The organism is Bacillus sp. MAG717A (genome assembly GCF_036884855.1).
Lineage (GTDB): Bacteria > Bacillota > Bacilli > Bacillales > Bacillaceae > Bacillus > Bacillus safensis.
Genome location: NZ_CP145733.1, coordinates 2,463,662 through 2,477,556, shown reverse-complemented (window position 1 = coordinate 2,477,556; position 13,895 = coordinate 2,463,662). Strand labels below are relative to the sequence as shown.

The 13,895-nt window shown below is 43.1% G+C and carries 14 protein-coding genes; 3 read left to right on the top strand and 11 right to left on the bottom strand.

The genetic code is table 11. The features are described 5' to 3' along the window. Window positions 1-226 precede the first annotated feature (226 nt). The 5 genes from V6Z54_RS12755 to V6Z54_RS12735 all read right to left on the bottom strand — a co-directional run bounded on the left by V6Z54_RS12755 (window position 227) and on the right by V6Z54_RS12735 (window position 5,874). Window positions 227-2,887, bottom strand: a complete 2,661-nt coding sequence (locus V6Z54_RS12755) for a DNA translocase FtsK (protein WP_338527385.1) — start codon at window positions 2,885-2,887, stop codon at window positions 227-229. A 196-nt stretch (window positions 2,888-3,083) separates the two neighbouring features. Beyond that, window positions 3,084-3,689, bottom strand: coding sequence for a YtpR family tRNA-binding protein (gene ytpR / locus V6Z54_RS12750; RefSeq protein WP_024424858.1), 606 nt, complete (start codon window positions 3,687-3,689; stop codon window positions 3,084-3,086). Window positions 3,690-3,705: 16 nt separating this feature from the next. Beyond that, window positions 3,706-4,518 (bottom strand): DUF1444 domain-containing protein, encoded by an 813-nt coding sequence (locus V6Z54_RS12745; RefSeq protein ID WP_338527384.1) that lies wholly within the window; start codon window positions 4,516-4,518, stop codon window positions 3,706-3,708. A 20-nt stretch (window positions 4,519-4,538) separates the two neighbouring features. Further along, complete coding sequence (locus tag V6Z54_RS12740) at window positions 4,539-4,859, bottom strand: thioredoxin family protein (RefSeq protein WP_024424860.1); 321 nt, start codon at window positions 4,857-4,859, stop codon at window positions 4,539-4,541. Then, window positions 4,846-5,874 (bottom strand): PTS sugar transporter subunit IIC, encoded by a 1,029-nt coding sequence (locus tag V6Z54_RS12735; protein WP_041086667.1) that lies wholly within the window; start codon window positions 5,872-5,874, stop codon window positions 4,846-4,848. The genes V6Z54_RS12740 and V6Z54_RS12735 overlap by 14 nt, the downstream gene beginning before the upstream one ends. A gap of 200 nt (window positions 5,875-6,074) precedes the next feature. On the opposite strand from V6Z54_RS12735, the gene V6Z54_RS12730 reads away from it, so the two are divergent. Beyond that, window positions 6,075-6,521 carry a YtoQ family protein gene (locus V6Z54_RS12730; protein ID WP_041086668.1) on the top strand — a complete coding sequence of 149 codons (447 nt, stop codon included), beginning with the start codon at window positions 6,075-6,077 and terminating at the stop codon, window positions 6,519-6,521. Window positions 6,522-6,566: 45 nt separating this feature from the next. Here the strand turns inward: V6Z54_RS12730 and V6Z54_RS12725 are convergent, their stop codons facing one another. Continuing rightward, window positions 6,567-7,640, bottom strand: coding sequence for a M42 family metallopeptidase (locus V6Z54_RS12725; RefSeq protein WP_041086669.1), 1,074 nt, complete (start codon window positions 7,638-7,640; stop codon window positions 6,567-6,569). A gap of 199 nt (window positions 7,641-7,839) precedes the next feature. Here V6Z54_RS12725 and V6Z54_RS12720 point away from each other — a divergent pair, with 199 nt between their 5' ends. Beyond that, window positions 7,840-8,154, top strand: coding sequence for a PepSY domain-containing protein (locus V6Z54_RS12720; protein ID WP_003217759.1), 315 nt, complete (start codon window positions 7,840-7,842; stop codon window positions 8,152-8,154). Between the two features lie 41 nt (window positions 8,155-8,195). Here V6Z54_RS12720 and V6Z54_RS12715 read toward each other — a convergent pair whose 3' ends face one another. The 3 genes from V6Z54_RS12715 to trmB all read right to left on the bottom strand — a co-directional run bounded on the left by V6Z54_RS12715 (window position 8,196) and on the right by trmB (window position 11,572). Beyond that, on the bottom strand, window positions 8,196-9,893 hold the full coding sequence (locus V6Z54_RS12715; protein ID WP_041086672.1) for an NAD-dependent malic enzyme: 1,698 nt from the start codon (window positions 9,891-9,893) through the stop codon (window positions 8,196-8,198). A gap of 74 nt (window positions 9,894-9,967) precedes the next feature. Next, window positions 9,968-10,816: an MBL fold metallo-hydrolase gene (locus V6Z54_RS12710; RefSeq protein WP_041086674.1), complete on the bottom strand. Its 849-nt coding sequence runs from the start codon at window positions 10,814-10,816 to the stop codon at window positions 9,968-9,970. A gap of 114 nt (window positions 10,817-10,930) precedes the next feature. Next, window positions 10,931-11,572, bottom strand: coding sequence for a tRNA (guanosine(46)-N7)-methyltransferase TrmB (gene trmB, locus V6Z54_RS12705; RefSeq protein ID WP_024424866.1), 642 nt, complete (start codon window positions 11,570-11,572; stop codon window positions 10,931-10,933). Window positions 11,573-11,760: 188 nt separating this feature from the next. Between trmB and V6Z54_RS12700 the strand changes: the two genes are divergently transcribed. Further along, window positions 11,761-12,036, top strand: a complete 276-nt coding sequence (locus tag V6Z54_RS12700) for a YtzH-like family protein (protein ID WP_025092409.1) — start codon at window positions 11,761-11,763, stop codon at window positions 12,034-12,036. Here V6Z54_RS12700 and V6Z54_RS12695 read toward each other — a convergent pair. Both V6Z54_RS12695 and V6Z54_RS12690 read right to left on the bottom strand, forming a co-directional pair. Beyond that, window positions 12,033-12,833 (bottom strand): phosphotransferase family protein, encoded by an 801-nt coding sequence (locus V6Z54_RS12695; protein WP_186366062.1) that lies wholly within the window; start codon window positions 12,831-12,833, stop codon window positions 12,033-12,035. The two genes, V6Z54_RS12700 and V6Z54_RS12695, sit on opposite strands and share 4 nt — an antisense overlap. Window positions 12,834-13,117: 284 nt before the next feature. After that, a partial coding sequence (locus V6Z54_RS12690; RefSeq protein ID WP_338527383.1) for a YegS/Rv2252/BmrU family lipid kinase occupies window positions 13,118-13,895 on the bottom strand: 778 nt, incomplete at its 5' end.

Genomic DNA, 13,895 nt, shown 5'->3' with positions numbered 1-13,895 from the left:
TCTAGCTGATCACAGATCGCAGCTCCAAATAAAGATTTTTTTCCGATCTTCCTATTCTAATCAATATTAACTATGATTAGTATCCGACAACTTTCCCATTTCTAACACCTGTTTCCGCTTATTTTACATAAAAAAGCGTTCTGGCAGACATGCGAAAAGCGTCCAATTACAAAATTGCACCTATGTGCTATCATACCATGTTTATTAAAAAAATGAAGTGGTTTGTTTAGATCAACTGTTCTAAGTCACTCAGCGTCATGAGCACTTCTCTTGGCTTACTGCCTTTCGCACCAGAGATCATACCCTCGCGCTCCATCATATCAATCAGTCTGGCTGCACGATTGTAGCCAATCCTAAATCTTCGCTGCAAACTTGATGTACTAGCGCTATTCTGCTCGATGGCAAAACGGCAGGCATCCATAAACAATTCATCTTCGTCTGTAATCGCGGAGCCTTGAAGCATTAGTTCCTCTTGTTCAAAAAGGAACACTGGCTTGTGCTGCTTTCTCACATGTGCCACCACTTGATCAATCTCACGGTCTGATACAAAGTTTCCTTGCAGCCTTGTCGGCTTGCCGGAGCCATTTTCTAAGAAGAGCATGTCTCCTTTTCCGAGAAGTTTTTCTGCACCGGCCATGTCAATGATCGTTCTTGAATCAACCTGACTTGAAACAGAAAACGCAATTCTTGTTGGGATATTGGCTTTAATGAGACCTGTGATGACATCAACAGAAGGTCTTTGTGTCGCAATCAATAAGTGAATGCCGCATGCTCTTGCTTTTTGGGCAATTCGGCAGATGCTTTCTTCGACTTCATTTGGGGCGACCATCATTAAATCAGCCAGCTCATCGATCACCACGACGAGATAAGGTAGTTTTTCACCCATTTGTTTTTCTTTTACAAGCTCATTGAATCGTTTAATTTCTCTCACGCCAGAGTGTGCAAATAGTTCATAGCGTCTTTCCATTTCATCCACTACCCATTTCAGAGCAGCAGTTGCTGTCTTGGCATCGGTAATGACAGGACTCACAAGATGCGGAATGTGATTATACGGTGCTAATTCAACCATTTTAGGGTCAATTAAGAGCATTTTCACTTCATCTGGTGATGCTTTAAACATGAGGCTCACTAAAATAGTATTAATGCAGACACTTTTTCCTGAACCAGTTGCTCCAGCAATTAAGCCATGCGGCATTTTTTGCAGATCAACCACGACAGGCTGGCCTGAGATATCTAATCCGAGTGCCGCTGTTAAAGGAGATGGATTGTCTCTAAACGCACTGCTTCTGATCATTTCTCTTAAGAACACCATTTTACTGTGCAGGTTTGGCACTTCGATCCCGATTGTGTTCTTTCCTGGAATCGGTGCTTCAATTCGAATATCCTTTGCGGACAAACTAAGTTTAATATCATCTGACAGGTTCGTGATTTTGTTCACTTTGACACCTGGTTCTGGATGTACTTCAAACCTTGTCACAGAAGGGCCCTGCGTGACATGAACAACACTTGCTCTTACATTGAAATTTTTAAGCGTCGCATTAAGCAGCTCTGCCCGCTCTTTCACCCATGTCCCGTCCTCTTCTTTTTGAGCTGGCGGTACATCTAATAGGGCGAGACTTGGAAAAACATACCCTTGTGTGTCGGCTGCTTTCTTTTGCCCTTGCACGCGCTGATCGCTTTTTAACATCATGACATTAAACGGAACCGTAGAGGTTTGACCGCTTGCGCGTGGTGGCTGCGGAGATGTCTGTTTTGGTTCTTCTTTCTTGACTTCGTGCGTTTGTTCTTGCTGCTCTGTCTGTTCTATGACTGTTTCTGCCGGTTCAGATGCAGTTTGTTCCTCTCTTACTTGTTCTACTGGCATCAAGTTTTCTTCTTCAATTTCAGCTTCTTGAACCAGCTGCTCTTTCTGCAGGTTGACTGGCTCAGCTTCTTCAAATGCTGTCGCGGGCGCTTCTTCTTGTTTGTCTTCTATTGGATCAGCTTCTTCTGCTGGAATGTCTACTTCCATTTCAACCGCTGGATGCGAAGGTTCCGGTGTTTCGAAGACCAACATGTCTAGTTCCTCAGTATGATCTTCAAACTGATTAACATGCTCGTCTTTTATTTCTTCTTCATCGCTGGTGGCAGCCTGTTCCGGCTCGGACTGTACCGGCTGCTCCTGATAGACTTCGGCTTGCTGCTTATGTAAATCAGCTTCATGATGATCTTCTGGCTGGAAAGGCTCGTCTGTTAAACGTTCCATCGTCGATTGAACATGGTCTTGATAAGCGAGTTCCTCTTGCAATGTATGCGGGGTTACTTCTGGCTCCTTATCCGCTCTCTCTTTTGCTGACGCTGAAACCATTTCCTCGATACGTTTTTCTTTCTGAATAGATGGGATGTTCATTTGCTGCCTGACATTCCGTTCACGCTCTGCCTCTTCTGATAACAGTGTGACACGCTGCGCCGTTTCTTCTGCTGCTTTCCTTTGAACTGAACCTACTTCCTCTTTTGCTTCTGCCTTTTTTGGACGCATATCCTGATGATAGCCATAAATCGGTGATGGAATTTGCTCTGGCTTGAATGGCTTTTTATTCATATCAGGCTGAAGCGTTTGTTTAGGCTGATATGTTGTTTGTCTAGTCTTTGACTGTCTTGGTTTGGCGTGTTTTCTCTCCGGCTTCTCTCCATCACGCAGAGGTTCATCTGGAACGAGCGGAAACCGAAAGTTGCCTTTTGGATATTCATAATACACTTTCGTATCTTCGATTTTTTTATATTCTTTATGCTGTTCAAAAGCTGGCTGCTTCGGTGCAGCTAGACCTTCTTCAGGCCTCTCAAGCTTTTCTTCTTTCTTTTCTTCTCCTAAAAATACACTAAAAAATTTATCTAACCAACTCATCATTTATCACTCACTTTAACTCCCCTTACGTTTTCTTGGGCGATTTTTAGTATACCATTGCTTTTTCATGCAGAAAAGCGAGAAAAGTGCCGGTTTATGCTGTTCATGCTGTCTGTAGATGAAAAAAAGTCACTAAGTACGTACTTAGTGACTTTTGGTATAACACATTCTTCGCTCCTATGTGCCCGTTTATGGGAGGTTAAGCTTTAAAGGGTTCGCCAGCTTGATGGCTTCCATCTAAAACAAGAATCCCTTTTTCAGCAGGTGCATCTGGAAGATCTAACTCTTTTGCTGAACAAATCATGCCGCTTGATGGAACCCCTCTTAGCTCAGCATCTTTGATGACCATACCGCTTGGCATTACTGCGCCGACTTTCGCCACCACGACATATTGGCCTTGGTCAACGTTTGGTGCACCGCACACGATTTGTAAGGTTTCATCGCCCACATCAACTTGGCAAATGTTTAATTTATCTGCATTCGGATGCTTTTCTTTTTCCTTCACATAGCCGACAACAAATTTTGGTGATAGATCCACAGTCAACGTTTCACTGACACCGTTGCGGTTTAAAATTTCATTGATATCTTGAACAATGGTTTCAGAAAGCGGGACAGATCCGTTTTCTTCAATTTTCATGTAAGTGGATGCATTGAAGATATTAAAGCCTGTTGTTTCTTTTGTTTCTTGATTGAAGATTCGTACAACATCTCCAAACGTCTCATGACCTACTTCTTCTCTCGTCACATCTTTCAATGAAATAAGGAGTGTGTCGCCTACACCTTCTGCATTATAAAAAACATTCATTCTTCAAAATTCCCTTCTACTGCTGTTTTGGTCTGCTTTTTGCAAGTATAAAGATCGGTTCAAGCTTACCCTCGTCATATAAAAATGACAATGCGGTAATCGGAACCGTGCCGCTGGCGAAGAAGCTCATCGACATCTGTCCTAAAATATCATAGCCTGAATCATTGCGAACATCTGCAATAATGAATACATCCTGATGAGGAACAGAAATCGCCATTTGTCCTTCTATTTTTTGCGCGTATTCTTGTAATAGCGACTCATTTAAAAGTCTGCTGGCGTCATATCCGTCATTTGCGCGGAAGAAATAAAACCGGTTGCCTGCCACTTCATCCATTTTCACTACAGTTTCTAGTGAACGAACGTTGAAGCTTGCAGTTTCTCTGATTCGCTCTTTTGTCCAGTTTTCCTTTTGAAGCATCTTTTCATCAATTAATCGGTAGGTGCTTCCAAGGTCAAGTGCATAGTATATTCTCGTTTCAGCTGTATGCTCATCAAATACGAGCGGAATTCCATCACTTGATGCCTCAGGAAAGGAAGTAGAACGAATGACCGGATAGATCTGCTTTTCTTTTCCTGAAATGTGCTGCGCTTCGCCTTTCATGGCACTCAGCGCTTCTTTCACATAATAAACAATCTCATCAATTGCTTCATCAGGCTTTACTTCCCACTTTGCAATAATTGGCGGGAGCTCTAGTGTGATGCCTTTGCCTGTTTGTTTATCTTCAATACGAAGCGTATCTTTTTCACGGTCAAACTGGTGTGACCAGTTATCGTTCGTTAGACGGCTTTTGAGTTCATTCGCAAGCTGCCTTGATGTCATTTTTGCCATCGTTTTAGACTCTCCTTTCGTTATTTAGAAAGAGAATCTGTTAAAAATGCTTCAATCTCTTCCTTTGTCTTACGATCTTTGCTGACAAATCGGTTAATCTCTTGTCCGTTTTTAAAGACTAAAAAGCTTGGAATGCCGTAAATTTCCCACTCTGCACAAGTGTCAATGAACTTGTCTCTATCGACATAGAAGTACTCAAATTCTGGGTAGTTTGCTTCAAGCTCTGGCAAGAATGGTTCAATAAATGTGCAGTCCGGGCACCAGTCAGCTGAAAATAGCAATACCGTTAAGTCTTCTTGAATCACTTTTTGTAATTCTTCGTTAGATTCAATTTTTTTCATGTTTCATTCCTCCAGTTTGTATAGTTAAATCTCCGAATTGTATATAGCCTTTCTTTCTCATCCATTCTGATACTACCAAACTAATCACTGCCGGGCCAACGATATGCAAAAGAGCTATCGCCAGAAATACAGATGGATGAAACCCCATGACGGTCAGGGTCATGAGCTGTCCCACAAGGCCGCTCGTTCCCATTCCCGCTCCTGCCGCATTATTGACCATCCCAAAGCCAATAATACCAATTGGCGCGAGAATCAGACCAGCAATCGTCGGCGGAATCAGGATGAGGGGATTTTTCACAATGTTTGAAAGCTGCAATTTTGACGTCCCAATGCCGACAGCCGCAAGACCGCCAAAGCGATTTTCTCTAAAGCCTGCAGCGGCAAAGCCGACCATTTGAGCACAGCAGCCAATCGTTGCAGCACCAGCAGCGGTTCCGCTTAAGTCAAGCATAAGCGCAAGTGCAGCACTTGAGATCGGAGAACTGAGGGCAAGTCCAACAATAGTCGCTACCAGCATGCCCATAATCAGCGGGCTTTGGTCTGTCCCCCACATGATGAGCCTGCCGAGCCCTGTCATCATGGCTTCAATCCCAGGTCCGATTAGAGCAGCGGTGAAAAAGCCAGTGATAATAGTGACAAGCGGCGTTAAAATAATATCAATTCTTGTCTCACCACTGACCAGCTTTCCGAGTTCCACACCAATTAATGCTGCGGCAAAGCTTCCAGCAGGCCCCCCAAGCTCTGCTCCTGCAGCGCCTGAGACAACACTTGCAAAAATGATCAAAGGAGATGCATGTAAACGGTACGCAACCGCTACGCCGATCGCCGGTCCCATGAGCCCCATGGCGAGGGTTCCCATTTTAATGATGAGCGGAAGTGATAACAGACCGCCTGCTGTTTTTAAAATCAGACCTACCACTAATGTAGCAAATAGACCTAAAGCCATATAAGAAAGTGCATCAATGAAATACACCTTTGGCGAAAGGGAGATCCCCTTTCTTTTCAAATAAGTCATCAACGTCGTCTTCCTGCTTTCTCATAGGAAAGACGACGAGGCCTGTCTTTCCCATTATATGTAGTATTCTTACGATGAAAAATAGTCTCTACCATGAATATCATAATCATATTTTTTTTGCTTTATCAAGCACTTCTTGTGTAACATGAAAAGAAACAGGACAAACCTTTACTAAGTTTGTACAAAAGGAGGAGATCGTTATGCAATTAACTGTCTATTTAGCTGGAGAAATTCATAGCCAGTGGCGTGATGAAATCAAGGAAAAAAGCCAATCTTTGAAGCTGCCGGTGACATTTGTCGGTCCAATGGAAAATCATGACCGCTCAGATAACATCGGTGTGGATATTTTAGGTGAGCAGCCGAATGCCATTTTCAAAGATGATGCAGCTTCTGATTTGAATAATTTTCGTACTGAAATTTTGTTAAACAAAGCAGATGTCGTCATTGCGCGCTTTGGTGAGAAATATAAACAGTGGAACACAGCCATGGATGCATCTGCTGCGATTGCAAAAGGGAAACCTCTTATTTTAATCCGTCCAAAAGAACTGCACCATCCGTTAAAAGAACTCTCAAACAAAGCAAATATCACTGTGGAAACCGTGAACCAAGCGATCAAGGCGTTATCTTATGTGTTTGAACAGCAATAGAAAGAAGGCTGCTCTCATTGAAGAGGCAGCCTTTTTCTATTCTATTTATACTTGTTGATAAATAGAATCCACTGTACTTTGATCACAATTTTTCACAAGACGGACAATTAACTCTTTTGCCGCTGCGTAATCATCCACATGTAACACAGAATGACTTGTATGAATGTAGCGTGCGCAAACCCCAATTACAGCAGAAGGCACACCTTGGTTTGAAATATGAACACGTCCAGCGTCCGTCCCCCCCGGTGATACGAAATATTGATATGGAATGTTGTTTGTCTCAGCAGTGTCGAGTACAAAGTCTCTCATTCCTCGGTGCGTAATCATTGTCCGGTCGAAAATACGCAGTAGTGCACCTTTTCCAAGCTGGCCGAACTGTGTTTTGTCACCTGTCACATCGTTTGCAGGACTCGCATCTAAAGCGAAGAAAAGATCCGGCTGAATCATATTTGCAGCTACCTCAGCTCCTCTAAGCCCTACTTCTTCTTGAACAGTTGCTCCTGAATACAGCTGACATGAAAGTGATTCGTCTTTTAATTCTTTTAATAATTCGATTGCAAGGCCGCAGCCATAGCGGTTATCCCAAGCCTTCGCTAAAATCTTTTTTGGATTCGCCATTGGAGTAAATACCGTTGCAGGAACGATTTGCTGCCCTGGGCGAACGCCAAGCTCTTTAGCCTCTTCTTCACTGTCTGCACCAATATCGATGAGCATATCTGTCGGCTTCACAGGCTTGCTTTTTTGTTCTGGCGTGAGAAGGTGAGGAGGTGTACTAGAGACAACACCAGGAATTGGCCCGTGATCGGTATGGACGTCCACACGCTGCGCCAGCATGACTTGACTCCACCAGCCACCAAGTGTTTGAAAACGAATCATACCGTTTTTCGTAATCGATGAGACCATGAATCCGACTTCATCCATATGACCCGCTACCATAATTTTCGGTGCGTTTTCCGGCCCCTTGCGTACGCCAAACACTCCGCCAAGGCGGTCTTGAATGAGTTCATCAGAATATTTTTCAAGTTCCTTTTTCATAAAAGCACGCACATGGTGCTCATTACCTGGAGTTCCCTGTAATTCTGTTAAATTTCGGAAAAGCGACAATGTTTCTTCGTTCATTCTACAGCTTACCTCGTTTCTATGTAATGACCATATTTATTCCTATAAAAATAACACTCACTTTATACTATAAGAATTCTTTCGGTTTTCCAAGTATCTCTCCAGAAATTTTGAATATGCTTTCAAGTATTCGGATTCCTTAACATCAATGGACAAGTTTTGTATAATGGAAAAAACAGCAATACGGAGGTGCAGCACGTTGAAGTTAAAACATGTTCTGATTGGTGCGAGTATTGGCGTAGCCGCTGCAATTGTTGCAAAGAAAGTATTTTTCCCTACGTATATCTCGTCTGAAAAAGCATTAAAAATTGTGAAATCTGCTTTTAAACAGCGCGGCCCAATTGATGGCTCTTGGATTTATACTGTACCAGAACCGTATACCGTAAATGGTGAAACGATTGATGTGTACAAATCTGGCATTACCCGCTCTGCCTTTGGCGAGCTTGAACAGTATGAAGTGATGATTGATGCCAAAACAGGCATGATCGTTGATGTGATTGATTCTGTTGCTTAATCAAGAAAGCTTCGCAAAGACATGTCCTTGCGAAGCTTTTTTTATATGGCTTTGATTTTTTTGTACACAGGATGCCACATAGCGTCCTGCACAGCCTGAATGAGGTCATCAGGCGTTTCTTCTGCTATTCCTTCATCAATTGCTGCCTGCGCCACACGGACGGCCACTGTCGCTGAAACGGTTCGAAGCTGATCGACACTTGGCAGCATCGCTGCACCCGGCTTCCCCACATTGACCATGCTTGCAATGGCTTCAGCACTCGCAACAAACATACTGTCTGTCATCAACCTAGCTTTTGACACAATCGTGCCTAGACCAAGACCTGGGAAGACAAGGGCATTATTCGCTTGTCCAATTTCATATGTGACGCCTCCATATTCAACAGGATCAAATGGGCTTCCTGTTGTCACAAGCGCGCGTCCTTCAGTCCACTCGATCAGGTCTTGCGGCTTTGCTTCTGAAAGAGGTGTCGGATTCGACATCGGTAAAATCGCAGGGCGCTCCACGTGTGACGCCATTTCTTTTACAATTTCCTCTGTAAATGCTCCTCCTACCGTCGAGGTGCCAATTAAGATCGTTGGTTTCGCCTGCTTGACAACCTCTAATAAATCAATTGAATGCTTTGGACCATTACGTGCATAATCCTTTACTTCGTTAGAACGTCTTGCATACGGCTTTTGAAATGGCAGAATGTCAGGTGAATCATCAGTGAGCAGCCCTGTTTTATCAATACACCAGAAATGATCATAGGACTCCTCTTCTTTGACTCCGTCTCTGACGATCGCATCACGGATTTGCTCGGCTATGCCAATACCTGCCGTACCCGCTCCAAAAATGACGATACGGTGATCTTTCAGCGGAACCTTCGAAGCTTTTGCACATGCCAGAACTGCAGCAAGTGAAACGGCGCCAGTTCCTTGAATGTCATCGTTAAATGTACAAATGCGGTCCTTATATTTTTCCAATATCGCACGGGCATTCTTTGTACCAAAATCTTCCCAGTGAAGGAGTGCATTTGGAAAAGTAGCACGGGCAAGCTCGACATATTGATCAATGAACTGATCATAGCGCTCTCCTCGAACGCGGGAGTGCTGATTGCCAACATAAAGCGGATCATTCAAGAGACTTTCCTGGTTCGTCCCGGCATCAAGCACTACTGCCAGCACTCGGCTAGGATCAATGCCTGCTGCAGCTGTATAAACAGCAAGTTTTCCGACTGAAATGGCAATCCCGCCAACGCCCCAGTCTCCAATGCCTAAAATGCCTTCTGCATCAGTTGCAACGATTAAGTCAATTGATTCATCAACACCATAGGATGCAAAAATTTCTTCCATGCCATCTAGATCATCAATCGATAAATACAGCCCTCTTGGCTTTCGATACTCATGGCTATATCGCTGAATAGCCGTTCCTACAGTGGGCGTGTAGACAATCGGAAGCATTTCCGCCAAGTGCTCATTTAGAAGTTTATAAAAAAGCACTTCGTTTCTGTCATGAAGCGCTGTTAAATACACATTTTTCCCCAGTTCATCCGGCTGTGCCTTGAACTGCTCATATGCACGCTTTGCTTGATCCTCTAAAGTTAAGACCTTAGGCGGAAGAAATCCCTTTAAACCGAGCTCCTCCCGCTCTTCCTTTGTAAATGCAACCCCTTTATTTAAGTAAGGGACTGACATGACTTCCATCCCTCTTAATGGTGTTTCGATCACATCACCATGTACACGATAAAATTGGTTCACCTGCACTCTTCCTTTCACAAGTTCATTTTGTCGTTATTTTGTGTGAAAGGCGAAAAAAACATACAGAGGATCTTTTATCTTCCTGTTTCTCTTTTGATTTCGTGTGTGATCTGTCCATCATCGTCCCATTTTACAGCCCGATAAATGGCATCATGATAAAACAAGTACCATGCATTTTTTTCTTCTGCAAATGCCTGCCACTTTTGCTTGGCTGGAATCGAAGTCATTGGGTAATCATCATATGCCAAAACCCAAAGTGGATTTTTATGAGCGTGTGTTGGCATGATATCAGCTAAATGAATCGCTGTTTCGCCCTCACTTGTGAGCGTTAAAATGCTATGACCATTGCTGTGGCCGCCCGTATGATGCAGCTCAATACCTTCTGTCACTTCAATGCTTTCTTCAAATGTGACCACTTGATCTGCCACAGGCTCCCAGTTTTCTTTCCAATATGTATTTCTTGAGCGAATGTTTGGCGCTCTCATTTCATCCCATTCGATTTTCGATGTGATGATTTTTGCCTGCTGAAAAACAGACACGAGGTTATCGCCTTCACGTTTTGTTAATCCGCTGGCATGATCAAAGTGCAGGTGTGTCATTAATACGTAATCAATGTCTGATGGGCGCAGGCCAAGAGCCGCTAAAGATTCTTCCAATTTGGTTTCCTCTGTCACGCCGTAATTGCGCTTTTGTTTATCTGTCAGCTTCCCTGATCCGATGCCGGAATCCACTAACAGATGCAGTCCCTTCCACCGAATGAGAATTGGATCACATCGTAATTCAATTTGATTGCGTTCATTAACCGGGTATTTTTTTGACCATAATGGCTTTGGCACGACACCGAACATTGCACCGCCATCCATGTGCGTATCTCCCCCGTTTAACCAAAAAAGTTCCATTTCACCTATTTTCATTGTCTCCATTGCTGTCATCCCTCCTTTTTCTATCGTAGCAAATACAGCCAAAAATCGCATGCACCAATCTTTTCATAAAAAAAGCTGACTGCAATTTTTTTGCAGCCAGCTTGATGTCACTTGTTATTCTGGGAATTTGACTTCTGATCGATAGATGGGTTGTCCCATAGATGAGAATTTCTCTTCATATTCAGTCATCACGTTTCCTTCTAAGCCGTCCTCATGTAAATCTAGGCTGACATACGTTAAAAGAAGGCCATAGGCAGAAAAACTTTTTAAGGAATATTCAAATAACCCGCGGTTATCAGTTTTGAAATGTAATTCACCGCCTGGACGAAGAATATGTTCATATCGCTCTAAAAAGGTTTTAAACGTCAATCTGCGCTTTTCGTGTCTTGCTTTTGGCCACGGATCAGAGAAATTCAAATACACCCGGTCAATCTCATTTTCCGCAAACACATCTGTCAGCGTCTCAGCATTAATGTTCAAAAGCTTTACATTTTCAACATCTGTCTCTTTGATTTTATCTACTGCCGTCACAATGACACTTTTAAATAATTCAATGCCAATATAGTTGATATCAGGATGAAGCTTGCCCATTCCAGCAATAAAGCTCCCTTTTCCTGTCCCAACTTCGATATGGATTGGATGATCATTTCCAAACAGCTCATGCCATTTCCCTTTATATTGCTCGGGACTTGCTAAAGCAATATGAGCATTCTCAGCTAAGTAATCATCAGCCCATGGTTTATGTCGCATTCTCAATTTGATACACCTCTATTTTCTTTACATTTTATCAAGATACCATGAAACATAAAGACCCGCAAGACAGCATCTTCTATGTCCATATAAAAAGACCAGCCCTTCACTTGAGCTGGTCTGCCGCATGTATAAATTGGGCGCTGATTGCACAGTTTAACCTCATAAATGACACGCAGGAAAGGAGCATTTATATGGGTTTAAACCGTCAACATCAGCTTCAATTAATCAAAGATATTTTAACCGATCACCAGCTGGATTGCTGCGGGACTGTTGCAGAATATGAACAGGTGGGACGCGTAATTCAATTAATGCTGGCAAAAGAAGATCTGGATCCCGACATTCGTCAGCTGTTAACAGATATTTATGATTACAGCCAAAAGGGCACCTCTGTCAGTTCAATTGATGCACATATCGAGGAGCATCAATCACATCTGTCTGAGTGGGTCGAAAACATTCCACTGTCTTAATGGATGTTTAACCTTTTTAAGAGTGCATTTAGCTCCGCTTGCACTTCTTTTTGGGCCTTTTCATTCCCTTTTCGTTTATGCCAAACGACAAACGATACGGTTTCAGCGAGCACGTACCACGCCATGCGCTTTCGCAAATTGTCCGTCAGCGGGGCGCCGTACATAGAGAGCCAGCTTTCCCAGTTCTCTTCCTCAACATAATGGTATAAAAGCGGTCCAAGATCAATCGCTGGGTCTGCAATCATCGCCCCATCCCAATCGATCAAATAGAGCTGGTTTTCGTCTGTCAGCAGCCAATTATTATGATTGAGATCACAATGACAGACGACCTTGTCCTCAAAATGGACAGCCTCCACATGCTTCTCTAAATACTGGATGGCACGCGTGATGTCTTGTGAAACAATTTGCTCGTTTAATATGGACTGTTTTAGATGCATCAGAATGGATTCTGGATCTAGAGAGTGCTTCTCTAATCGTTTCAGCATATCGAGCAATTCTTTTGATGTATGAATTTTTCTTAGCTGCTCTGCTACAGGACGATCATTCATGTCCTTTGGCTTCAGCTCTCTGCCGCTCAGCCAGTGCTGTGCAGTAATTACATCTCCATTTTCCATCCGTTTTGTCCAGACAAGCTTCGGCACAATGCCTTCAGCTGACAAAACCGCAAGAAACGGTGACGTATTGCGTTTTAAAAATAGCTTTTGGTCATTGTGTGTTGCGAAGTACGCATCTCCCGTAGCGCCTCCAGCCGGAGAGATGTGCCATTCGCTACCTAATATTTGTCCCAACCAGTTCATATCAATTTTCAACCCATCATTTCTTAAAATATTTTAAATCTTGCTTTTTTAGTCGACAAAATTCAGCCGATTGAGGATCAATTGGCTGTTTCTTTTTTTATTTATATGATCATAAAAACAAAAAGGACAGCTATTGAGAATGAGATGCTAAACAATAGCCGTCCTTTAGATTTTATCGTTACCTTCTTATACTCGTCAAGCAAAACTAAAAAATCAGGACAAGAACCTTACGAAAAAGAAGCCTTTTTTCATGGTTCTTTGACTGCGGACATACCGCAAGTTATTTAAGCACGTAATTTTAAGGATCGTTCACTTGCCTTCACAAAGACAGGCGTTGCACCGATCACTTCTCCATCTGCGTGAAATAAGATTTTTTCATCTGCTTCTAAGTACGCTTCCTCATGCTGAAACAGGGTAACCCCCTTCATCCCAAGGTGCTTTCGAAACACCATTGCACTTAGAAACAAGAGGACTTTGAATGGATTCAAATCTGTGACAACCATCGTTTGAAAACCTGGCTGCCTTGCACTCACTTCTGGTGCTGCTTCCAGCCCTCCTCCGTAATAAGGGTGATTGCATACGATCACAAACCACACTTGTCGAAAGACTTTCTTCTCATTTTCAATAAATAACGCAAGATCAAATGGCTTAAACGACCATAGAGAATGGAGAAATGACAGCGGGTAGATGATAAAGCCAAGCCCCAGCCGTTTCAGCCACTTTTTCCCTCTAAAATGCACCGTTTTCCTCAGCACATGTGCGTCAAAACCAACACCGATATGATTGAGAAAAAGAACAGATTGCGGACTTTCGGCATGATCTTGAAAGGAGCCGAGAGAAAATGTTTTGGTGAGCATTCTCTTTTGCTTTCTCACTTCTTTTAGGACATCATGACGATGGATACCGAGACCCTTCGCAGCATCATTCCAATGACCAGCAGGGACAAAACTAAGCTGTAAATGATCGATTTCCTTTAAGCCATTCAGTACTTCATGAATCGTGCCGTCACCGCCAATAACAATCAATCGCTGCAGCCTGTCATCCTGAATGGCACTGATTTGT